Annotated in this window: 20 protein-coding genes; 10 read left to right on the top strand and 10 right to left on the bottom strand. The window is 38.9% G+C overall.

The window, feature by feature from the left end; translation table 11 throughout:
• The first annotated feature begins 67 nt into the window (after positions 1-67).
• From BMW38_RS05545 to blp2, 7 genes are all read left to right on the top strand, one after another.
• On the top strand, positions 68-1,099 hold the full coding sequence (locus tag BMW38_RS05545; protein WP_009393506.1) for a substrate-binding domain-containing protein: 1,032 nt from the start codon (positions 68-70) through the stop codon (positions 1,097-1,099).
• A 100-nt stretch (positions 1,100-1,199) separates the two neighbouring features.
• Positions 1,200-2,579, top strand: a complete 1,380-nt coding sequence (gene pstC, locus BMW38_RS05540) for a phosphate ABC transporter permease subunit PstC (RefSeq protein ID WP_003650448.1) — start codon at positions 1,200-1,202, stop codon at positions 2,577-2,579.
• Positions 2,576-3,973, top strand: a complete 1,398-nt coding sequence (gene pstA / locus BMW38_RS05535; RefSeq protein ID WP_213031102.1) for a phosphate ABC transporter permease PstA — start codon at positions 2,576-2,578, stop codon at positions 3,971-3,973. Before pstC ends, pstA begins: the two co-directional genes overlap by 4 nt.
• A gap of 13 nt (positions 3,974-3,986) precedes the next feature.
• Positions 3,987-4,889, top strand: coding sequence for a phosphate ABC transporter ATP-binding protein PstB (gene pstB / locus BMW38_RS05530; protein ID WP_003650451.1), 903 nt, complete (start codon positions 3,987-3,989; stop codon positions 4,887-4,889).
• A 147-nt stretch (positions 4,890-5,036) separates the two neighbouring features.
• On the top strand, positions 5,037-5,999 hold the full coding sequence (sohB, locus tag BMW38_RS05525; RefSeq protein ID WP_092706446.1) for a protease SohB: 963 nt from the start codon (positions 5,037-5,039) through the stop codon (positions 5,997-5,999).
• Between the two features lie 139 nt (positions 6,000-6,138).
• On the top strand, positions 6,139-6,756 hold the full coding sequence (locus BMW38_RS05520) for a cytochrome b/b6 domain-containing protein (protein ID WP_092706444.1): 618 nt from the start codon (positions 6,139-6,141) through the stop codon (positions 6,754-6,756).
• Between the two features lie 246 nt (positions 6,757-7,002).
• Positions 7,003-9,201, top strand: a complete 2,199-nt coding sequence (blp2, locus tag BMW38_RS05515; protein WP_139193530.1) for an Ig-like repeat protein Blp2 — start codon at positions 7,003-7,005, stop codon at positions 9,199-9,201.
• A gap of 40 nt (positions 9,202-9,241) precedes the next feature.
• Here the strand turns inward: blp2 and BMW38_RS05510 are convergent, their stop codons facing one another.
• From BMW38_RS05510 to BMW38_RS05470, 9 genes are all read right to left on the bottom strand, one after another.
• Complete coding sequence (locus tag BMW38_RS05510; RefSeq protein WP_092706442.1) at positions 9,242-9,880, bottom strand: DUF2238 domain-containing protein; 639 nt, start codon at positions 9,878-9,880, stop codon at positions 9,242-9,244.
• An 81-nt stretch (positions 9,881-9,961) separates the two neighbouring features.
• On the bottom strand, positions 9,962-11,350 hold the full coding sequence (gene purB, locus BMW38_RS05505; protein ID WP_003650458.1) for an adenylosuccinate lyase: 1,389 nt from the start codon (positions 11,348-11,350) through the stop codon (positions 9,962-9,964).
• A gap of 56 nt (positions 11,351-11,406) precedes the next feature.
• Positions 11,407-12,138 (bottom strand): high frequency lysogenization protein HflD, encoded by a 732-nt coding sequence (hflD, locus tag BMW38_RS05500; RefSeq protein WP_004643577.1) that lies wholly within the window; start codon positions 12,136-12,138, stop codon positions 11,407-11,409.
• A gap of 13 nt (positions 12,139-12,151) precedes the next feature.
• Entirely contained in the window at positions 12,152-13,285 is a 1,134-nt protein-coding gene (gene mnmA / locus BMW38_RS05495) for a tRNA 2-thiouridine(34) synthase MnmA (RefSeq protein ID WP_003650460.1), read from the bottom strand.
• A gap of 4 nt (positions 13,286-13,289) precedes the next feature.
• Entirely contained in the window at positions 13,290-13,778 is a 489-nt protein-coding gene (locus tag BMW38_RS05490) for an NUDIX hydrolase (protein ID WP_092706440.1), read from the bottom strand.
• Between the two features lie 145 nt (positions 13,779-13,923).
• Complete coding sequence (locus BMW38_RS05485) at positions 13,924-14,475, bottom strand: gamma carbonic anhydrase family protein (protein WP_092706438.1); 552 nt, start codon at positions 14,473-14,475, stop codon at positions 13,924-13,926.
• Positions 14,476-14,565: 90 nt separating this feature from the next.
• A complete protein-coding gene (dacC, locus tag BMW38_RS05480) occupies positions 14,566-15,714 on the bottom strand; it encodes a D-alanyl-D-alanine carboxypeptidase PBP5/6 (protein WP_003650463.1) in 1,149 nt (382 codons plus the stop codon).
• Between the two features lie 126 nt (positions 15,715-15,840).
• A complete protein-coding gene (locus BMW38_RS05475) occupies positions 15,841-16,263 on the bottom strand; it encodes an MCR_0457 family protein (RefSeq protein WP_004643570.1) in 423 nt (140 codons plus the stop codon).
• 153 nt (positions 16,264-16,416) lie between these two features.
• Complete coding sequence (locus BMW38_RS05470) at positions 16,417-16,788, bottom strand: MCR_0457 family protein (protein WP_092706436.1); 372 nt, start codon at positions 16,786-16,788, stop codon at positions 16,417-16,419.
• A gap of 101 nt (positions 16,789-16,889) precedes the next feature.
• Between BMW38_RS05470 and surE the strand changes: the two genes are divergently transcribed.
• The 3 genes from surE (at position 16,890) to BMW38_RS05455 (ending at position 19,630) form a co-directional block, all read left to right on the top strand.
• Complete coding sequence (surE, locus tag BMW38_RS05465; RefSeq protein ID WP_004643567.1) at positions 16,890-17,660, top strand: 5'/3'-nucleotidase SurE; 771 nt, start codon at positions 16,890-16,892, stop codon at positions 17,658-17,660.
• A gap of 111 nt (positions 17,661-17,771) precedes the next feature.
• A complete protein-coding gene (locus tag BMW38_RS05460; RefSeq protein WP_003650467.1) occupies positions 17,772-18,599 on the top strand; it encodes a peptidoglycan DD-metalloendopeptidase family protein in 828 nt (275 codons plus the stop codon).
• 101 nt (positions 18,600-18,700) lie between these two features.
• Positions 18,701-19,630 carry a LysR family transcriptional regulator gene (locus BMW38_RS05455; RefSeq protein ID WP_003650468.1) on the top strand — a complete coding sequence of 310 codons (930 nt, stop codon included), beginning with the start codon at positions 18,701-18,703 and terminating at the stop codon, positions 19,628-19,630.
• Between the two features lie 51 nt (positions 19,631-19,681).
• Here the strand turns inward: BMW38_RS05455 and BMW38_RS05450 are convergent, their stop codons facing one another.
• Entirely contained in the window at positions 19,682-22,300 is a 2,619-nt protein-coding gene (locus BMW38_RS05450; protein WP_092706434.1) for a Lon protease family protein, read from the bottom strand.
• Positions 22,301-22,449 lie beyond the last annotated feature (149 nt).

Below are 22,449 nucleotides of genomic sequence, written 5' to 3'. Positions count from 1 at the left end.
TCGAAGAGCGTACAAGCACTCAACAAAAAGTGACGTACAACCTATTGCATTAATGAGAGAGAACAGAATGCGCTTAAATCCACGTCAAATCGCAATTGCGTTAGCAGTAACTGGGGCAGCTGTAACAACGACTGCAAATGCAGCTCGTGATACGATTCAAATTGCTGGTTCTTCAACTGTATTACCATTTGCCAGCGTTGTAGCTGAAGAGTTTGGTAATACTTTCCCTCAATTTAAAACTCCTGTAGTTGGTTCTGGCGGTTCTTCTGCTGGTTTGAAACAATTCTGTCAAGGTGTTGGCGATAACACAATCGACGTTGCTAACGCTTCTCGTAAAATTAAAAGCACTGAAATCGAAGCTTGTAACAAAGCTGGTGTAAAACAAATTCAAGAAATCAAAATTGGTTACGACGGTATCGTATTTGCGTCTAACTCACACAAAGCAGCTTATAAATTAAAACCTTACCATGTGTTTGCTGCTTTAGCTGCACAGTTACCTTCAAAAGGTAAATTGGTTCCAAACCCATATACAAACTGGAACCAGATTGATAAATCTCTTCCAAATGAGCCAATTACACTTGTAATTCCTGCATCTAACCACGGTACTCGTGAAGTTTTCCAAGAGAAAATGGTTGATGCTGGTTGCGAATCGTATGAATACTTCAAGAGCCTAGATAAAGATGCTCAGAAGAAAGCATGTTCTACTTTCCGTAAAGATGGTCGTGTAATTGAAATTGCTGGTGACTACACAGAAACATTGGCTCGCTTAAAGACTTCTCCAAGTGCAGTAGGCGTGTTTGGTTTAAGTTTCTATGACATGAACCGTGACAAGTTACGTGTAGCGACAGTAAACAATGTTCTTCCATCTGAGAAAACAGTTTTGAATGGTACATACCCTGTATCTCGTCCATTGTTCTTCTATGTGAAAGGCGAACATTTAAAATCAGTTAAAGGCTTACCGCAATATGTAGAATATTTCGTAAGCAAAAAAGCAACAGGTAAAGGTTCTAAAGCTGAGCGTGATGGCTTAATCGCAATGTCTGATGCTGAACGTGCAAAAGTTTTGGCTGACTTTAAAGCAGGTAAAACTGTTAAATAAGTTAGTTTGAATGAGGGCTGGTGATCTTGAGAGTTCATCAGCCTTTTTGTCTAACTTGTTTTTTCCAAATTATGACAATTGAGAAAACAGTGGAGAGTACATGAATCTGCTACTTATCGGTGTGTTGTTAGCCCTTGTGGCAATCGCATATCAACTTGGGCTAAGAAAGAGCCGTAGCCTAGCAGGTAAGGGAAGCAACTCGGCGACGTTACATTCTCGTCCTGGTTATTATGGTGCACTGGTTGGACTTTGGTGCGGTATCCCTGCTTTTTTAATTCTGATCATTTGGAGCTTGGTTGAACCAAGTATTTTAAACCATATTATTTTTAATAATATTCCTGCGTCTATAAGTGCTTCACTTGATGAGGCCGGCAGAAGTGTATTAGTTGATCGTGTTCAAGCCATTGCTTCAGGTTTTGGGGTAAGTGATAAACCGGCAGCATATGAATTAGCGGCTGCTCAACAGTTCGCAAAATTTCAAACCATTGGCTCGTTTGCCAAATTCGCTGTTGTCGTTTGTGCAGCTTTATTGGGGTTAGTTTGGGCAAAGAAAAAAATTAATCAACAATATCGTGCACGTAACCAAGTTGAACGCGCCATTAATGTTGCTTTGATTTTATGTTCTGGCGTTGCGATTTTAACAACCATCGGTATTGTGATGTCGATGTTTGGCGAAGCAATGCACTTCTTCCGTTTTGTAAGCCCACTTGATTTCTTCTTTGGGACAGAGTGGAACCCAGGCTTTAGTACTTCAGGTAATGTTGAAGGTAGTTATGGTTTACTGCCATTACTTTGGGGCACACTCATGGTCAGCGGCATCGCCTTATTGGTTGCGGTGCCTGTAGGACTCATGATTGCTATTTATTTAGCTGAATATGCTTCGCCATGGTTACGTTCATGGGCAAAACCAACAATTGAAGTTTTAGCCGGTATTCCAACAATTGTTTATGGTGTTTTTGCCATGATGGTTATTGGACCATTTTTCAAGACAGCTGGTGCTTATGTGGGGCTTGAAATTAACGCGACCAGTGCTTTAACTGCTGGTTTCGTGATGGGGATTATGATTATCCCGTTTGTTTCTTCTTTATCAGACGACATTATTACCCAAGTACCTCGTGCATTACGTGACGGTTCTTTAGGACTTGGAGCAACTAAGTCTGAAACAATTCGTCAAGTCGTTTTACCCGCTGCGTTACCAGGTATTACGGGCGCCTTTTTATTAGCTGTCTCTCGTGCCGTAGGGGAAACCATGATCGTGGTTTTGGCAGCAGGGAACAGTCCACTTTTACATGCAAATCCATTTGAAGCTGTTTCGACAGTGACCGTTACGATCGTAAAACAGTTAACAGGTGATACTGACTTTGCCAGCCCACAAGCTTTGGTTGCATTCGCGTTAGGTCTAACACTCTTTGTGATTACCTTATGTTTAAACATTGTTGCACTGTACATTGTGCGTAAATACCGTGAGCAATACGAATGAGTACATCAAATACATCGTCTCCTATGGATCAGAACGTATTTGATCCAAAAGTTGCTGCTGAATTAAGTGAACGACGTAAACAAGTCATCGAAAAATCTTTGGCTAAACGTCATCGTAAAGAAAAAGCTTTTCGTTATGCTGGATTCTCGGCAGTCGTAATTGGACTTGCATTCGTTGCACTCTTGTTTAGCAGTATTTTGGCAAAAGGTTTACCTGCTTTTTGGCAAACGAGTATGAATGTTCCAATTTACTTTGATCCGAAAGTGATTGATGCAGGTCCGGTACCTGTTCGTGGGCAGGGGGAAACACCTGCACATTATCAAGAGCGTTATATCGACTGGCAAACCAAAATGGGTATGGTGGATTGGGATGGCATTATTGTAAATGGAATGATTGCTAAAGACCCTGCACTTGCTGGGCAACGTGATTACTTAAGCAGTCTTTATGCAAGTTCAGAAGCTTATCGTTTACGTGACATGGTGTTTGCGGACCCATCACTCATTGGTAAAAAAGAAACTCTTAATTTCTTGGGCGATGCCAATGTCGATGTCTGGTTAAAAGGTAATATTGACCGTTCATTACCAGATGATCAGCAGCAGCTTGATCCCGAAGTGCGTAAACTTGCAGATGAGCTAAAAGCAAAAGGTGTTCTTGAAAATACGTTCAATTTGAACTTGTTTAAGAATCCAGACTCGCGTAGTTCACCAGCAATTAGTGGTCTTGCAGGTGCATTCATGGGTTCATTATTCATGATGCTGATTGTGATCATTATTGCAATTCCAATTGGCGTTGCCAGCGCAATCTATCTTGAAGAATTTGCTCCAAAGAATTTTATTACAGACATTATTGAAGTCAACATCAATAACCTTGCTGCGGTTCCTTCAATTGTGTTTGGTTTACTCGGTGCAGCAATTTTTATTGGGTGGATGCATTTGCCTTTATCTGCTCCGTTAGTGGGTGGTTTAGTTCTAAGTTTAATGACATTACCAACAGTCATTATTACGACTCGTGCTTCATTAAAAGCAGTACCACCTTCTATTCGACAAGCTGCACTTGGTTTGGGAGCTTCTAAATTTCAGACCATTTTCCACCATGTTCTACCATTAGCGTTACCAGGCATTATGACTGGCGCAATTATTGGCGTTGCTCACGCACTTGGTGAAACAGCACCTTTACTTTTAATCGGAATGAGTGCATTCGTTGCAAGTATTCCAACAACCCCATTTGATCAAGCAACAGCGTTACCTGTCCAAGTTTATTTATGGCAAGGTAATGAGTTGCGTAACTTCTTCGAAGGCCGTACTGCCGCTGCGATTATCGTACTCCTTGCATTAATGATTGGTTTAAACAGTCTTGCAATTTGGTTACGTAAAAAGTTCGAAGTGCGTTGGTAATAGAGGATAAATCATGAATACTATTGATATTACGAATTCCTTAGAAAAGGATAAGTTAGTGAACACTGAACAATCTCAATTTACAGATAAATCGCAAAATCATGGCACTTCGTATGTTTCGCATTTTGAACCACACACTTCAAAAAAGCAGAACTCAACCGAAATCAAAATTAGTGCACAAGATGCCCATGTTTATTATGGTGATTTTGAAGCGATTAAGGGTATTGATCTTGATATTTACCAAAACGAAGTTATTGCCTTTATTGGACCGTCAGGTTGTGGTAAATCTACCTTTCTTCGTACGATAAACCGCATGAATGACACTATTGATGGTTGTCGTGTAACCGGTAAGATTACGCTTGATAACCACAATATTTATGACCCAAACCTTGATGTCGTATTATTACGTGCTCAGGTTGGTATGGTATTCCAGAAGCCAAATCCATTCCCTAAAACTATTTTTGATAACGTGGCTTATGGTCCTAAACTTCATGGTCTAGCACGTGATAAATATGATCTTGAAGAAATTGTTGAAAATAGCTTGCGTAAAGCGGGTTTATGGGATGAAGTGAAAGATCGTTTGAATCAACCGGGTACTGGTTTGTCAGGTGGTCAGCAGCAACGTTTATGTATTGCACGTACGATTGCAGTAAGTCCAGAAGTCATTTTAATGGATGAGCCATGTTCTGCGCTTGACCCAATTGCCACAGCAAAAATTGAAGAATTGATTTCTGAATTGTCGAATCAATATACAATTGTAATTGTGACTCACTCTATGCAACAAGCAGCACGTGTTTCAGATCGTACTGCCTATTTCCATTTAGGTGATTTGATTGAAGTCAACTCAACTGAAAAAGTCTTTACTCAACCTGACCATCAGTTGACGGAAGCCTATATTACTGGACGCTTCGGTTAATTAGTCATTCATACAAAAAAAGAGCCATGTGCTCTTTTTTTTATTTTATAAATGAAAATGACTCTATTTTGCAAAATCGCTATTGAATTTTAATCAAAAGGACCACATCTTAAGGCTATAAAAGATAACTTATGAGCTTAGAATTTTATGTTATTCCATTTGCCTAAACTCCCTGCAGAAATACGTGTTAGTCATTTAAATGCACGTGTAAATGAACAGAGAAAAAAAATTGCACAAACTACTGCAAGCCGTTTAGAACTTTTACAATTGGCTCAACAACTTGCTAAAGAAGCTAAAATTCGCCGTAAAAATAATCAGAAAATCTTTGTGTTGGATTTTAAAGGTGATATTCAAGCTTCAGCAGTTGAAAACATACGAGAAGAAATTACTCTCATTTTAGCAACCGCTAAAGCAGGGCGTGACCGTGTCGTAGTTCGCCTTGAGAGCCCTGGAGGCATGGTACATGGTTATGGTCTAGCAGCAGCTCAATTGGTGCGCTTACGCGATGCAGGTTTCCATCTGACCATCTGTGTAGACAAAGTAGCAGCGAGTGGCGGCTATATGATGGCATGTATCGCAAATGAAATTATTACTGCCCCATTTGCTATAGTGGGTTCAATAGGTGTAGTTGCTCAAGTTCCAAATTTTAATCGTCTTTTAAAACAACATAATGTTGATTTTGAGCTTTACACGGCAGGGCAGTATAAGCGTACTGTGACTATGTTTGGCGAAAACACCCCAGAAGGTAAAGCGAAGTTTGAAGAAGAGCTTCAACAAACTCATGTGTTATTTAAGCACTTTGTTGAAAAGTATCGACCACAGCTTAATGTTGATAAAGTCGCTACAGGTGAACATTGGTATGGTGAAGATGCGCTTAATCTTAACCTTGTTGATAAATTACAAACATCTGATGAGTATCTATTAGCTTTATTAGCACAGCATGATGTCTATGTGATTAACACTCGTAGAAAAGCGACCTTAGGTGAAAAGTTGGGTTTACAAGCGGCACAAATGGCAGATAGCTTGATTCCAGCTGTAATGAATAAAGTGGTAGATAGCTTGGCGAAAGCTAATTCAACTTTAGTCCAACTACGCGATACTAGATTTTAATTAAGCTAAATTTTTTGAAATAGAGAGTACCTGCATGGGTACTCTTTTTTTATGTGAGTGATGAAAGAAATTTGATTAATATTTGTTTAAGTTTCAATTGTAAAAGTTATAGTTAACTTTTCACTTTTGAGCTTTTGTGATGTCAAAAACATGGTCACACATTGATATTCTCATACGCATTTTACATATAATTATTATGCTTGGCTTTATTGGTGCTTATTTTACAGGAGATAATGAAGATCTACACCAAGTCCACATGATGTTTGGTTACATACTTCTGATTAGTATTACCGCGCGAGTGATCTGGCATTTTGTAAGCCCACGTATTTCAAGTACCACACCGTTTGGTATTAAAAAGCGGAGTAATGTGGCAACGAATGCAATCAAAAAATCTTTGAGTCATGCAAATTTAAAGAGTATTTTTTCTAAAAATTCAATTCATTCAATCAGTGTTGCACTTTTTCAAGTTTCAATTGTACTTATTTTTCTCGTGATTCCAATTGTGGTGGGACTAGGGTATGCGACTGAGCATTTTTACTATTCTTTAAAAGGCTTACACGAATTTTTTGCAAACTTCTTTTTAGCTTTGGTCTTGTTGCATGTTTCAACTCTTATTCTAAATAGCATTTTTGCAAAACGTTTTCAGGGCTGGAGTATGCTAAAAATGACCTTGTCAGATGCGAAAATAACTAAATTTGCCGCTTTGTGTATTTTGATTCTGATAGGCATTTTTAGCTTTTTTTACTTAAGAATGTAAGATAACGGCCTTAATATATATGAAATTTAGTAAATATGAGAACAGGTAGTATTTAAGGTTTATATGAATTTTATGAGAAATAGATATTTTAATTAAAAGTCAAAAATAATTATTGATAAATATACTTTTTGAATTGTGATAAACACATGGTTTTGATATTTTAAACAGCAATAAAATAGCTTTTAGATGAATCATTTAAAAAGTTAAACATTTAAAAAATATAACTGAAACTCAGGGTAGGAAATAATGACAAGAATAATTGTGGCATCCAAAGAGGGTTTGGACGTTCTGCAAGATGGTCAGTTCAATAAGGTAGTTTTAAGCAAACCTACTATTATTCAAATTGGTGTAAGTCAAAAAGATATAGCATCGATGGAAAAGCAGGGGGGAAGTCTCGTCATCCATTTAAAAAATGGAGAGACCATTGTCTTAGAAAATTTCTTTAATGAAGCAACGAATACAACAGACCATTCACTTGTTTTTCCAACTGAACATGGAAAATTTGTTGAAGCACAATTTGATGCCCAAGGTAAGGTTATAGATTATACAGGTCTAAACCATGTCACAGATTTAGCCTATACCAGTACTAGCCAGCCAGCCTCAACAATGGCGGTTGATGATTCTCCAACTTTTTCGATGGGCAATGTGCTAAAAGCAGGATTAGCAGTTTTAGCCGCTGAAGGTTTATACCTTTGGGCTTTTGATAAAGATGACAAAGATGATTCATCATCGGCGCCAGACTTAATTGCCCCTAATCAGCCCACAGCTACTCTGGCTGATGATACTGTTACGGTCACTGGTAAGGCCGAGCCCAATGCAAAGATTTATATTCAGGATTCGAAGGGACAGGTTCTTGCTTCGGGTACTGTCGATAGCAATGGTAATTTTACCATTAAACTTGATAAGCCATTGGTAAATGGTGAGAAAGTAGCTGTTATTGCTCAAGATGCTGCTGGTAATAACTCTAAAGCAACTGTTGTTACTGGTACTAAAGACACAATTGCTCCAGATGCTCCCCAAGCTCAGTTAAATGAAGATGGTTCAATTTTAGATGGTAAAACTGAAGCGAATGCTACTGTAAATGTCTATGATGCTAGCGGAAAATTATTAGGAACTGTAAAAGCAAATTCAGATGGAATCTTTTCTTTAAAGCTAACTCCACCTTTAACTAGTGAAGCTGGTGGTAAAGTCATTGCTCAGGATGCTGCTGGGAATAAATCTGAAGCAACTCCTATCTTTGCTGGGAAAGATACTATTCCTCCAGAGGCTCCTTTGGTTGAGGTAAATAAAGAAGGGACAGTGGTTGAAGGAAAAACAGAGGCTAATGCAAAAGTTCAAATAAAAGATGCTGATGGTAAGGTGATTGGAACTGGTACAGCAAATGCGCAAGGTGAATTTCAAATTACACTTTCTTCTGCCTTAAAAGAGTCACAAAAGGCGACAATAATTGTTGAAGATGCAGCGGGTAATAAATCTAAGCCTTTAGAGGTTACCTCTGGTTATGACACCGTAGCCCCAGATAAACCTACAGCTCAAGTGAATGCAGAAGGAACTTCTGTTACGGGTACAGCTGAAGCTAATGCAAAAATAGAAATCAAAAACTCAGCAGATAAGGTTATTGGTACTGGAACAGCAGATGCGAATGGAAAATTTACAATTACTATTTCTCCTGCTTTAACCGATAGCTTGAAAGGTTCTGTAGTAGCAACAGACAGTTCAGGAAATAAATCTGCTGCGCTGGAAATTGTTGGTAGTGATAAAGATACGATTCCACCAGCTAAGCCTGTTTTAAAAAGTTTAGATGATGATGTAGGGGCTTTAAAGGGAGCAATTACAGCTGGTTCTGAAACCGATGATGCTAAACCAAAATTTACTGTCCAAGTTGAACCCAACGCAACCTTAACTATTTATGATAATGGTGTAGCAATTGCGATTATGAAAGTTGGTCAAGTAGATGCAAATAAATATTGGTCATTTATGCTTGATAAAGATTTAGCCCTTGGGAAACATACAATTACTTTAATTCAAACAGATGTTGCAGGTCTTACGAGTGAAGTCAGTTCACCATTTACCTTTTATGTCGTCGCGCCAAAAACGGCGAGTGTAAGTGATACAGCAGTTGATACTACTCATATAGAAACTGCATCTGTTGCTGATAGTGTTGGGTTAAATACATTAAAGTTAGTACAAAGCACAACGAATGAAACAGATAGTCAGCAGCAAAAATCTGTGCAATTAGATGATTTGTTAAAAAGTTCTTCATCTAATGATTCAGACCCAATCGCAAAACTTTTATCTGCAACAGACTCTAAACCAGTAGTGAATGAGCAGAGTGATGTAAATAACACAGCTAGTGATATTACAACCAGTCTTGATCAACTTTTACCAAATACAGCTTCTTCAGTTTTACAAAATCTTTTAGATCAAAATTATTCAGTAGTCTAAATATCCTTTAAAAAAAGCGCTCATTGAGCGCTTTTTTTATTTATGAATTATTGATTTTAGGTGCTTTTATAAGAGAAGCAACTCCATAAATTATTGCTCCAATAGTCGCTAATAGCATATCTTTATGGGCATCCCATATGTCGCCTTGTTGACCATTATAATTCTCAGCTTCTTCTGGAGATAATCCAATTGCAATTGCCCATTCGATGAGTTCATAAAAAACGCTAGATGCCATCACGAACTGGATCACAAGTAAAAACAGAGTAAAAGGTCGTGCTGTAGGTAACCAAACCTGAAAAACTCGATAAATGAGAGGGTAGAGTAAAACACCATATGCAAGATGAACTAAACGATCATACATATTACGGGACCACCCCATGTATTGATCTAGATTAAAATGGAACACCTGTTGAATCCAGTCATTGTACGGAACATATGAATATAGGTAATGTGCACCGATAATGTGAATCAGTAAAAATAGTAAGTAGAGAGTAAAACTTAAAAAATCGAGACCAATCTTTTTAAAAATAATAAACAGTAGAACTAACATAAAAACAGTCCCCACCTGATGAAGTAAATAAGCTTGAAATTCAAGGGGGTGAATGCTTGATAGTAAGATGGCAATAAATATGAGGGCTACAGCAACATAGTGTTTAAGTTTGAATTGTTTTTCGATCATTTTATAAATAGGACTTTATTGTGCTTTATATCAGTGTAATAAAAAAGCGAAGCCGAAGCTTCGCTTTTTTTAACTTTTCAATTAGATTTTGCTAATTAAGTCATTGATCTGTTTTGCTTGTTCAGCAGCATTACCTGTGTAAGTTGCAGGAGTAAGCTCTGCTAAACGTGCACGCTCTTCGCTTGGCACTTGAAGAAGTTCCTCACCATTTACGAAATTAACCATCATGTCGCGAGTCATTGCTTGACCACGAGTTAATGCTTTTAACTTTTCATATGGCTTTTCAACGTTATAACGGCGCATAACAGTTTGGATTGGCTCTGCTAAAACTTCTTGAGCTTGGTCAAGATCTTCAAGTAAACGAGCTGCATTGAGCTCAAGTTTACCAACACCTTTTAAACACGCATCAAAAGCAATTAAACTTTGCGCAAAACCAACACCCATATTACGAAGTACAGTAGAGTCAGTTAAGTCACGCTGCCAGCGAGAAATTGGTAATTTTTCGCCTAAGTGAGCTAATACAGCATTCGCAATACCTAAGTTACCTTCAGAGTTTTCAAAGTCAATTGGGTTAACTTTGTGTGGCATAGTTGAAGAACCAACTTCACCATCTTTTAATCTTTGTTTGAAGTAACCTAAAGAGATGTAACCCCATACGTCACGGTTAAAGTCGATTAAAATCGTGTTGAAGCGACGTAAGGCATCAAACAACTCTGCCATGTAGTCATGTGGCTCGATTTGTGTAGTGTACGGGTTGAATGCTAAACCTAAAGATTCCACAAAAGCTTGAGCATGTGCAGCCCAGTCAACATCTGGGTAAGCAGAAAGGTGAGCATTGTAGTTACCTACAGCGCCGTTGATTTTGCCTAATAGCTCAACATTTTCAAATTGTTTGATTTGGCGAGCTAAACGGTATGCAACGTTCGCCATTTCTTTACCCAAAGTTGTTGGGCTAGCAGTTTGACCGTGCGTACGTGACAACATTGGTTGTTCAGCATGAGTCGTTGCTAAAGCAGAGATCGCATTTAAAATTTGCTTCATGCTTGATACTAAAACTTCGCGGCCGTTTTTAAGCATCAGTGCATGAGACAAGTTGTTAATGTCTTCTGATGTACAAGCAAAGTGAATGAACTCACCCGCATTTTGTAATTCAGTAATACCTGCAATTTTCTCTTTTAAGAAATATTCAACAGCTTTTACATCATGGTTCGTTGTGCGTTCAATTTCTTTAATGCGGTTAGCATCTTCTTCAGAAAAGTTGCTAACAATGGCATCTAAAGCTGCATTTGTTTCATTTGAAAACGGAGCAACTTCAACAATTTCTGGACGGTTAGAAAGCGCTTGTAACCAACGCACTTCTACAGTGACACGAGCATGAATTAAACCAAACTCAGAAAGAAAAGGGCGTAGCGCATCACATTTGCTGGCATAACGTCCATCTAATGGTGATAGTGCGGTTAAAGCGTTCATAACGATTCCTTAATGTTGGAATAAACATAAAACCAAAAAATAATCTCTTTACAGTCTTAGATGACTTGGTACTGTAAACGAGCAAGTGCTTGAATATCTTGTAGCAATTTACGCTTGCTAAAAATCATGTTCCACGAACTACCACCGAGTTGTCGCCATAAATGGGCCATTTGCAAGCCAGTAAACAGACAAGCACGAATGCGGTTAGTATGGTTGGTATCTTTAAATGCTTCTGCATTACCACGAACTAAAATCCGAGGGTTAATCTGCCCGGCAGTATCAACATAAGTTTGAGCCAAATTGGCTAAAATGCTTGGGTGTAAATAGTTATTATCAAAAAAAGAAAGCTGTTTTAAAATCTTTTGCTGAGCTTTTTCAATGATTGCGACGTATTCTGGGTTGCTATAGACCTTTTTTTCTAATTGTAAAAGGGACATAGCGTATGACATGGGAAGCTTGGCAGTGCCCATTTTTGGAAGGCGAGATTTAGGCATATTTGTAAAGGGTTGGGTAATACAATTTTCGAGTGTTTTAAGCCCTAAAGAAATATCTGCCAACTGATTAAAAAAATCTAATGTTTGGACACCATTGTTGACTGTAGGGCGAATATTTAAACTCGCTTTGATTAACAGCTCAAAATAGAAGTTACCACTTTCACCAATACTCTGCTGTCCCGTTAGGGCTGTCATATGCGTGAGCTGGGTGGCCTGAAATACCCCAGCCAAGGCAAGGGCACGGTTTTGGCGAACATTCAAGGCTTGTGATTGTTGAAATGGTAACTCCACCATGCCATTCATTCCCTTAAATAAAATTTGGTGTAGGGGCATTTGTATGGTGAATAACACCCCCGCCTAAGCAAACTTCATCTGAATAAAATACAACGCTTTGACCCGGTGTAACAGCGCGCTGAGGTTCATCAAACTCAACTCGTACACCGTGTTCACTATTTTCATCATTAAAAACTGTACATGCCTGATCAGGTTGGCGATAGCGTGTTTTAGCTGTACAGCGTAAACCTTCAGCTGGAATATTCTGTTCGCCCGCCACCCAGTCGATTGACTCACTCCAAAGCTGTGTGCTTTGCATGAGTGGGTGTTCATGTCCCTGACCAATAACTAGGCGGTTATTGGCAATATCTTTGTGTAGTACAAACCATGCACCTTCAGCTGCACCTTTCAAACCACCTAGACCAATTCCGCCACGTTGACCGAGCGTATAGTACATCAGACCGTGATGTTCACCAACTTCTTTACCTGTATCAAGTACAATTTTTCCAGGTTGAGCGGGCAAATATTGTTTAAGGAAGTCATTAAATCGACGTTCGCCAATAAAACAGATCCCAGTAGAGTCCTTTTTCTTGGCTGTCGCGAGATCAAGTTCTTCAGCAATTCTGCGGACTTCTGGCTTTTCGATCTCGCCGACCGGAAATAGGGTTTTGTTAATTTCTTTACCATGAACAGCATGTAAGAAATAAGTTTGGTCTTTGTTATTGTCTACGCCACGTAATAACGGTGCGTATGCTTCGCCTTTAGAGTTATATGCAGTTTCGCCGCGACGTGCATAATGACCAGTCGCGATAAAGTCTGCACCTAAAGTTATGGCATGATCTAAAAATGCACGGAACTTAATTTCTTTATTACATAAAATATCTGGGTTTGGCGTGCGTCCAGCTGCATATTCAGCTAAGAAAAGTTCAAATACACGATCCCAATATTCCATAGCAAAGTTTGCTGTGTGTAGCTTAATGCCTATTTTATCGGCTACTGCTTGAGCATCGGCTAAATCTTCCATTGCCGTACAGTATTCCGTGCCGTCGTCTTCCTCCCAGTTCTTCATGAAAAGGCCTTCAACTTGATAACCCTGTTGAAGTAAAAGTGCTGCAGAAACAGAAGAGTCTACACCACCAGACATACCGACGATGACACGTTGTTGCATAGGACTAGGCATCCAAATGAGAAGTTAATGAGGGAGAGAAAGGGTGCTCATAAATAAGCGATAAAGGATAACGGTGGCCTTTCATAGCATCTTCAACTGCTTTTAGCACGAGCGGACTACGAGCACGAGCAGATTCTTTGAGCTCATCTGGTGTCATCCACACAGCAGCTACAATATCTGTATCGAGTTGAGGATTGCTTTCAACCTGAGTCACATGTGCTAGAAAACAGAAGCGGTAATAGGTACGATCCGGAAACATGGGCGGGGTATAAGTATAAATACCGAGCAAGGCATCAATTTCAACATGATGACCCGTTTCTTCAAGTGTTTCACGAATGGCTGCTTCTGTTAATGACTCACCACATTCCACATGACCAGCAGGTTGGTTAAATACGGTGTGTACAAAACCTTCGCTATGCTCTTCAACAAATAGATAGCGTCCGTCTTTTTCTACGACTGTAGCAACAGTGACATGAGGAGTCCATGCGGCCATAAAAAAGCACCATTATTTAAAAGACGTATAATACGAAATTTAGGGGTTTTTGGCTACGGTGATCTGCTAAACGATATGAGCAATATCTACAAAACCATATCGTTTAAAAAATCAGAATTTTATTACTAGCTGTTAATAAAGCTAATTAATCTCGATCTGCTTGGGCTGCTTTATGATTATTTTGTACTTTCACATAATGTCTTGCCGAATAAGGAAGAAATGCTAATTCTTTTTCGGTAAGAGGTCGTACTTGCTGTACAGGGCTTCCTACATATAGATAACCACTTTTTAAGACTTTACGCGGTGGAACCAGACTTCCCGCGCCAATCATCACATCATCCTCAATAATCACGTCATCTAGAACAACGGTATTGATCCCGATTAAAACACGGTTACCGATGGTGCAACCATGCAAAGTGACATGATGTCCAACCGTCACATCTTCACCAATAACAAGAGGTGAGCCATTAGGTTTTGCATCATTTTTGTGGCTAACGTGCAACATACAATGGTCTTGTACGTTACTGTTTTTACCAATTTGAATACTATTTACGTCGCCACGAATCACTGCAAAAGGCCAGACAGAAACATTTTCAGCTAAGCTCACTTCACCGACTACAACAGCCATGTCATCGATATAGCACGTTGTATCAACTTGAGGGTGGTGTTCAAGATAAGGACGGATGTTCTTTGCCATGAGAGGTATCAACATAAAATTTAGTCGAATTATAAAATAAAAAAGCACTCAGACTAAATAGCATGAGTGCTTAATTCAACTATTCAAAAATTAGAATAAGTTGCTGAAGAATTGTTTAACATGGTCGATTAAGCGTGCAAAGAATCCTGCTTCTTCAACTGGCTTTAATGCAACTAATGGCTTTTCAGCAATTACTTTGCCATCTAAGCTTGCAACGAGTTTACCTACGACTTGACCCTTTTGAAGTGGCGCATTTAAGTTAGGTTGAACCACTAACTGAGTTTTAATGCCGTCAGCTTTACCTTTAGGCATAGTCACACTAAAGTTTTCAGCTAAACCCACTTGAACTTCATCTTCTTTACCAAACCAGACTTTCGCTTTTGCAAGAACCTGATTGGCTGGCTGAACATTTGCTGTTTCAAAGTTTGCAAAGCCCCAAGCCAATAAAGCACGTGTTTGGTCTGCACGTTCAGCCATGCTTGGAGTACCAAAAATCACCGAAACTAAACGCATTGGACCGCGTTTACTTGAAGTAGTTAAGCAGTAACCAGCTTCATCTGTGTGGCCTGTTTTTAAACCATCTACACTTGGGTCTGTGTAAAGCAAGGCATTACGGTTACCTTGTTTAATACCATTAAAAGTAAATTCTTTTTCAGAGTAGATTGGGTAATATTTTGAGCTGTCTTTAATAATATGTTGTGCTAAAACTGCCATATCTTTTGCAGTTGAATAGTGGCCTTCAGCTGGCATACCAGTTGAGTTAACAAACTGGGTATTTACCATGCCGATACGTTTTGCTTCCTGATTCATCATGTGAGCAAAAGTGCCTTCATTTCCGGCAATATGTTCAGCCATTGCTTTTGATGCATCATTACCTGACTGAATAATAATACCGCGAAGCATTTCTAGAACAGTTGCTGTACCATTTAAAGGGACATACATACATGATTCAGAGCTACTTCCTTTACACCATGCAGACTCGTTCATACGAACCTGCTCATTTTCAGTCAGATCACCTTTTAATAATTTTTGTTCAATGATGTAACTAGTCATCATTTTAGTCATAGACGCAGGTGCAAGCTTTTCGTTTTCATTTTTAGAAGCAAGAATTTGTCCTGTCTCATAATCCATTAATACATAAGACTTATTATTTAATTCTGGCGGAGCTGATAAGACAGTTGCTGCATAAGAAAAGCTTGGCAAGAGGAGTAGTGCAGCAATAGCGCTTTTTCGAGTCATTCTATGTAATTCCAATATCTTGTATGAAGCAGAAGAGCCTAGCATTTTAGGATAAAGCAAAGCCGACTTCTATGGGGGAAATCGGCTTTTTCAAACAGTATTGTAACTCAAGAGTTTTTTGCTAATTTAGTTTTGCGATTGATACGCTTTCACGTCTTGGCAAACTAATGTGTTTTGCTCATCGCCTGCGGCTTTCGCATCTTTACGCGCTTCTTTTAAGTATTTTTTGAAGCCTTTGTCTTTGCTACGTTTTTCTAACGCAGAGACAGCATCAGTTTCATTTGGTAGATAGTCTTTAACTAAACGTTCGTAACCTTGAGCAAAATCAGCATCTTTTTTGCCAATAAGGTCTGGGCAAATTTCAGAAAGTACTTGAATCGCAGCTAATTCTTCAGGGGTTATACCTTGTTGTGGAGTCACTTCAACAACATTTTCATTTTCGGTTTTCTTTTCAGTTGTTTTCTTCTTATCAGCAGCAAAACCAACTGTTGCCATGCTCATAAGTAAAACCAAAGAGAGCGATTGAACTAAGCTTTTCTTCATAAACATCGATAACCCGAAATAAAAAATTTAAATATCTCGTTAGCTTAACCAATTTGTAGGTTAAGAAAATGGAAAAAATGTATTGTTATGTTGGTTTTCTGCTTAATGCTAAACAGAAAACCAAAAATTAATAAATCTCTATTCTAAAAAGATTAAGACCTATTCCTTATAATTAACCATCTCTTCACAGAGCTCATGTTGTTCATGATGGTCCATTTGTTTTGCCCCAAGACGTGCTTCACTTAATAAAGTTTTAAATTCTGTGTCATTTTGCAGATTTGCTAAGGACATTGATTTATTTGAATAACCTTTTAGATACATTGCGATAATTTTTTGAGTATTTGACTCAAGTTTTTTATTTGCTCCCACGAAAGTTGGGCAGATTTCCTGCAAAACTTGCGTTGCGGCAATGTCATCTTTAATTAAGCTATCAGCCTCTTGTGTTGAGATATCCTCATCTGCAAAAACCGCTTGCGTACACAATGTGATACTGATCCCCAATACTTGAAAAAAAGGAGCAAAAGTTTTCATTTTTTCACAATTTTATAATGCTATGGAGGCATAAATATATATAATTCAACAAATAATTCAATTGTGAAAACCTTTAGGTTTATTTGTCGAGAAAGATTTTAGTGAATATTTTAATTGCGAATGATGACGGTGTTTTTGCGCCAGGTATACAGGCTTTAGCTGAAGCATTAAGACCACTTGGACGTGTGGTTGTGGTTGCACCAGAAAGCGAAAGAAGTGGTTTTTCAAGTGCATTGACATTGGATAGACCATTACGCCCAATTCAAATTGCCGAAGATGTTTGGGCAGTGAATGGTACGCCAGCAGATTGTGTTTATTTATCAATGAATGGTTTGTTCGATTTTGAATTTGACTTGGTCGTGAGTGGAATCAATAGTGGAGCAAACTTAGGTGATGATGTTTTATATTCTGGAACAGTAGGCGCAGCATTTGAAGGTCGTTTAATGAAGCAACCAGCAATTGCTGTGTCTTTAGCTGGTTCTGATGTACGCGCTTATAATAATAAAGAAGATTATGCTCAGGCTGCTCAGTGGGTTCATGATTTTATTGCAAGTGGACTGCCATCTTTGCCTCCAAGACATATCTTGAATATTAATATTCCAGACGTGCCACAGTTAAAAGGAGCACAAATTACTTATCAGGGACGCCGCGCCCAATCTAAGCCAATTACCAGTCATGTCGACCCACGAGGGCGTCAAGTTTACTGGATTGGATTAGCAGGTGAGGCTGTTACAGATCCACAGCGTGATCTAAGCCAGATTCAGTCTGACTTTTTTGCAGTGGCCAATGGATATGTAAGTGTTACCCCAATTCAGATGGACGCAACAAATTATGCTGTTTTAGAAGACCTACAGCTAAGTTTGAGTCAATAATTTGCCTCGAATGTTATAACTTTGTGAATAAAGAAAAAGAGGAACGTGTTTCCTCTTACTTTTTTGGTACTCTTAGCCGAAATGATTTGTAGCATTTAGTGAGGGAGATCAATGCATTTAATTGGGCAACAAAGCAGAGTGAATATCCAAAAAGACAAAATAATGAAAATTATGCTGTTGTCTGTAGCTGTAGGTTTTACTGTGGCTATGGCTGGATGTGCTTCTAAACCGCAAATTAATAATAGTTCTCGCTATGCAATGGCTCCTAACTATTACACAGTTCGTTCAGGTGATACTTTAAGTGGTATCGCAATGCGTTATGGTCTGGACTATGTCAGTATTGCCGAAATGAATGATATTCCCGCACCATATCGCATTTATGTTAATCAGTCTTTGCGTTTGAAGAAAGGTTCTTCACCAAGAACGGTATCTACGCAAGTCATGGCGCAACCTGAGCAAATCAAACGTCAAACCATTGCTTTACCAACAACACAGCCTGTTACACCAGTAACTCAGCCAGCAACTAGCGTACCATCAACAAATACGACAGTAGCTTCAGTTGCACCAAATTCGAGCTTACGTTGGATAAAACCGACTAATGGCCCAGTAATTCAAGGGTTTAATTTGGCAAATAATGTCAAGGGAATCCGTTATGGTGGAAATCAGGGTGACCCTATTTATGCCGCAGCCGATGGTCAAGTTGTGTATGCAGCAGATGGCTTAAAAGAATACGGAAATCTGGTTTTAGTTAAGCATATTGACGGTTACATCAGTGCGTATGCCCACAATAGCAAGATGTTGGTGAAAAGCGGTGATAATATAACTGCTGGACAAAAAATTGCCGAAATGGGATCTACTGGAGCATCTCAGGTCATGCTCGAGTTCCAGATTCGTTTGGATGGAAAACCGATTAATCCTATAAATCTTTTACCAAAATAGCTAATGCAAAAAACTTAGGTTTCCTCGTATAATGTAATTGGTTGCTTTCATTACAACAATAAGCATTTTTTATAAATTTAAAATTAGATTTGAGGAAACCTATGTTAGATCAGCTTCGTGCGATGGGTGTTTTTGCTTGTGTGGTCGAAAAAAGTTCATTCAGTGGTGCGGCACGTGAATTGGGAATTACAACAAGTGCGGTGAGCCAACAGATTCGCTCCCTTGAGAATGAAATGGATGTAATTTTATTACATCGCTCCACTCGTAAACTTAGTTTAACAGAAGCCGGACAGGCTTTTTTTTCAAGCTGTCAAGAGATGTTGGCGGCTGCTGAAAGGGGAAAAATCAGAATTAATGAATTGAGGGATGATTTAATCGGGGATTTGCGTATTGCAACAACTCCTGATTTAGCAGTTCAACACCTCATTCCAGCATTATCTCACTGGATGTCAGCTCATCGCGGTTTATCTGTGCATTTCGAAGTTGGGCATCGCTATATCGATTTAATTGAAGAGCGAATTGATATCGCAGTACGCATGAGTTCCACTCCGGTAGAAGAGAGTAGCTCTATCATTCCGATGGCTTTTGTAGATCAAATTTTGGTGGCTTCTCCCAGTTATCTAAACCAATCTAGTCCAATTGTGCATCCTAATGATTTAAGAGATCATGAATTGTTGTCGATTAATGTCATGAATGACTCGCGCCATTTCAATTTTCAACATGTAAAAACAGGTGAAACGCTTAATATTGAAATGCAAAGCCGTTTGCAGAGCAATAATTTACAAGTTGCAAAAGCGTTATGTCAGCAAGGGCATGGTATTGCACGAATTTTATATTTGGACGCTCAAAAAGAATTAAAAAATGGTTCTTTGATTGAACTCATGCCAGATTGGAAATTACCAGCTTTTACATTGTATGCAGAGGTTGCCAAGCATGATCAACAACCAATGAAAATTCAACGTTGTGTTGAAGCACTTAAACAATATTTTAGCCAGTTAGCAGGAGGGCGAGCGATTCAGATCGTCCGTTAATTTTGCAAGTCTAAAAGTAAAAAGGGCCTGTATTTTACAGGCCCTTTTTTATTACTTTTGTTTTAATGTGGCAACTTCTTCTGCATTTTCTTGTGGCAGATCGTTAGCAGTAAGTTCTTCATGCTTCTTAATTTTTTTCTTATTTTTCTTTTTCTTTTTTGGCTCTTCTTCAATTTCAGCACCATCCTCAATGGCTTGCCAATATTCAAGTTGTTCCATCACTGCTGCATAAATTGAATTTTTGCTGTATTTACCCTTTTTATCGAGTGCACCAACCGGACGAGCCATTAAGATTTCAAGTGCCTGATCAATCGTATCAATCGCATGGATATGGAATTGACCGCTGCGAACAGCATCAATAACATCCTGACGTAACATTAAATGCTGCATGTTTTGACGAGGAATAATGACACCTTGCTTACCTGTGAAACCTTGTAATTTACATGCATCATAAAAGCCTTCAATTTTTGCATTTACGCCACCAATTGGCTGAACTTGTCCTAATTGGTTCATAGAGCCAGTAATCGCCCATGATTGATCAATTGGTATTTGGCTAATAGCAGAAATCAATGCTGAAAGCTCAGCAACAGTGGCACTATCGCCATCGACTTGACCATAGCTCTGTTCAAATGCAAGCGCAGCGGAGAAATGTAAAATTTGTTCACGGCCAAAGTGAGCTTTCAAGAAGCTAGACATGAGCAACACGCCTTTGGCATGCAGTGAACCACCAAGTTCTACACTACGTTCAATATCAAGAATATCACCACCACCTTGATAAACAGATGCTGTCAAACGTGAAGGCAAACCAAACTCAACATCTGCATAATGAATAACGGAAAGGGCATTGATCTGACCTAAACGGTATCCCGATGTTTCGATTAATTGTGTACCACGTGACAGATCTTGCCAGTAAAGCTCTCTTAAATAGCCCAAACGGTATTGTCGATGTTGTAGGGCTAGGTTGATATGCTGTTCAGTGACAATCTTGTCCTCGGCTTTAAACGCATGGTGGTGCGCTTCCCGAATGAGGTCACCTAAAGTAGACGCATGTAATGATAACGAGCTTTGATCTTCTGCTTGGCGGCTCGAATCAGTTAATAAAGCTGCTAAAGCACTACGATCAAATGGTAATAATTTATCAGCTTGGACATAGTCAGCAATCAACTGCATATAAGCCTGTTCATTCGTTTCATTACGTTGCAGAGTATCGGTAAAATCTGCACGAATTTTAAAGACGCTGCCAAGTTCTGGTTCAATCTCTAAAATTTCATAATAAATTTCAGGCTCAGCCATTAAGATCACTTTAATATCGAGCGGAATTGCAGCAGGTTCAATCGAAATGCTGCCAGTTAAAGTCAGCATGTGTTCAAGTGAAGATAATTTAAGTTGCCCAGATTTAAGCGCGCGTTTTAGACCTTGCCAAGCATATGGTTGTTCTAATAACTGCTCAGCTTCAAGCATTAAAAAGCCGCCATTGGCTTGATGCAAAGAACCAGGACGAATCAAGGTGAAATCTGTGATAATTGTGCCGTTATGGGTGAGCTGTTCAACGTGACCAAGTAAATTATAGTGTGTTGGAAAGTCTTCAAAAATAACAGGAGCGCCGCTATTTGGTTTGTTGGCCACAATTACATTGGCCTGATAACGTGCAGGAACACGATTGAACATTGATGGAGCATAATCATCTTCATCTTGTTCTAAAATCAGTTCTACATTATCAATAATATCTTGCGCATAGTGTTTTAAGTAATCTTCTAACCCTTTAACCTGACCATATTTATTTAAAATAAGATCCATTCTTGGCATAACGACTTGTGTTGCAATATCTCGATTTAACACAGACACTTTGTCACGTGCATCGTCTTCTAAATCACCTAAATGTAGACCAAGGCGATCCAGCTTTTTATCCATATAGCGAATATTGGCCGCAATTTCAGCACGCTGTTTACTATTTAAAGCATCAATATCGTTTTGGGTAAGTTCTTGAATTTCATCATCTTTAACTTGTACAGGTACAAAACCATGTTTCTCATTACGAGAAATGAGTTTTAAGTCGAGTTCTTCGCCTTCTTTGGTCAGTTCAACAAGTGCTTGCTGTTGTACATCACCTGTTTCCTGACGGATACGTTCAATACGGTTATGATAAGTCTCTGCACTAAAACGGCGTTCAAGTTGTTTTAAAATTATTTGCCAAGTTTGTTCATGTGCTTGTTGAAACTTAGTCCCTTGACCTGCTGGGAAACGTAGGGCAATAGGTTGACGTGCTTGTTTGAAATTATAGACATACACCCAGTCATCAGGTGTTGGCATTGTTTTGGCGTGCTGCTGTAACAAACGTTTGATCATGGTACGTTTGCCTAAACCAGCAGTTCCTACGGCAAAAATATTATAGCCTGAGTAGGGTAAAGAAATTCCCGCCTCTACAGATGCTTTGGCACGATCTTGACCTAAAAAGTTATTAAGCGGTTTGATGCGTTTAGTTGAAGCTGGAATTTTTTCAAAATCTGGGATATGTGTAAGTTGTTCAGGTTTTAAAACGGTCTTGTCTAAGGTCATTTTTATATCAGGTTGCTCAAAAGCTGAAGGAAATGCATTTACTGTGACGTTTGTGGTGGTTGTTTTGGCGAGTGATAAAGTTGAAATAGTCACTTGATCAAGTTTTTGTGTCACTGTTGATATCCAGCAAAAGAAAACGAAGTTTGAAGCCTAAAGGTATACAGGTTTAGCATAAAATATCAAGCAAACTTGCGGTTTTTATCGCCAAACCCAAAATGTTTGCATAAAGAATCTTGAAAGCAATTGTAAGAAGGGTTTGAATA

This window comes from Acinetobacter sp. yr461 (genome assembly GCF_900110445.1).
Classification (GTDB): domain Bacteria; phylum Pseudomonadota; class Gammaproteobacteria; order Pseudomonadales; family Moraxellaceae; genus Acinetobacter; species Acinetobacter calcoaceticus.
This window is presented reverse-complemented; position numbering and strand designations above follow the sequence as displayed.

Excerpts from the sequence above, each read along its gene's own strand:
- BMW38_RS05520 (WP_092706444.1), top strand. The coding sequence starts at position 6,139 with ATGTCAAAAACATGGTCACACATTGATATTCTCATACGCATTTTACAT.
- BMW38_RS05455 (WP_003650468.1), top strand. The coding sequence starts at position 18,701 with ATGTTAGATCAGCTTCGTGCGATGGGTGTTTTTGCTTGTGTGGTCGAA.
- BMW38_RS05510 (WP_092706442.1), bottom strand. The coding sequence starts at position 9,880 with ATGATCGAAAAACAATTCAAACTTAAACACTATGTTGCTGTAGCCCTC.
- mnmA (WP_003650460.1), bottom strand. The coding sequence starts at position 13,285 with ATGCAACAACGTGTCATCGTCGGTATGTCTGGTGGTGTAGACTCTTCT.
- pstA (WP_213031102.1), top strand. The coding sequence starts at position 2,576 with ATGAGTACATCAAATACATCGTCTCCTATGGATCAGAACGTATTTGAT.
- BMW38_RS05470 (WP_092706436.1), bottom strand. The coding sequence starts at position 16,788 with ATGAAAACTTTTGCTCCTTTTTTTCAAGTATTGGGGATCAGTATCACA.
- purB (WP_003650458.1), bottom strand. The coding sequence starts at position 11,350 with ATGAACGCTTTAACCGCACTATCACCATTAGATGGACGTTATGCCAGC.
- BMW38_RS05545 (WP_009393506.1), top strand. The coding sequence starts at position 68 with ATGCGCTTAAATCCACGTCAAATCGCAATTGCGTTAGCAGTAACTGGG.
- pstC (WP_003650448.1), top strand. The coding sequence starts at position 1,200 with ATGAATCTGCTACTTATCGGTGTGTTGTTAGCCCTTGTGGCAATCGCA.
- BMW38_RS05460 (WP_003650467.1), top strand. The coding sequence starts at position 17,772 with ATGCATTTAATTGGGCAACAAAGCAGAGTGAATATCCAAAAAGACAAA.
- BMW38_RS05490 (WP_092706440.1), bottom strand. The coding sequence starts at position 13,778 with ATGGCCGCATGGACTCCTCATGTCACTGTTGCTACAGTCGTAGAAAAA.
- sohB (WP_092706446.1), top strand. The coding sequence starts at position 5,037 with ATGTTATTCCATTTGCCTAAACTCCCTGCAGAAATACGTGTTAGTCAT.
- BMW38_RS05485 (WP_092706438.1), bottom strand. The coding sequence starts at position 14,475 with ATGGCAAAGAACATCCGTCCTTATCTTGAACACCACCCTCAAGTTGAT.
- pstB (WP_003650451.1), top strand. The coding sequence starts at position 3,987 with ATGAATACTATTGATATTACGAATTCCTTAGAAAAGGATAAGTTAGTG.
- BMW38_RS05475 (WP_004643570.1), bottom strand. The coding sequence starts at position 16,263 with ATGTTTATGAAGAAAAGCTTAGTTCAATCGCTCTCTTTGGTTTTACTT.
- dacC (WP_003650463.1), bottom strand. The coding sequence starts at position 15,714 with ATGACTCGAAAAAGCGCTATTGCTGCACTACTCCTCTTGCCAAGCTTT.
- hflD (WP_004643577.1), bottom strand. The coding sequence starts at position 12,138 with ATGGTGGAGTTACCATTTCAACAATCACAAGCCTTGAATGTTCGCCAA.
- blp2 (WP_139193530.1), top strand. The coding sequence starts at position 7,003 with ATGACAAGAATAATTGTGGCATCCAAAGAGGGTTTGGACGTTCTGCAA.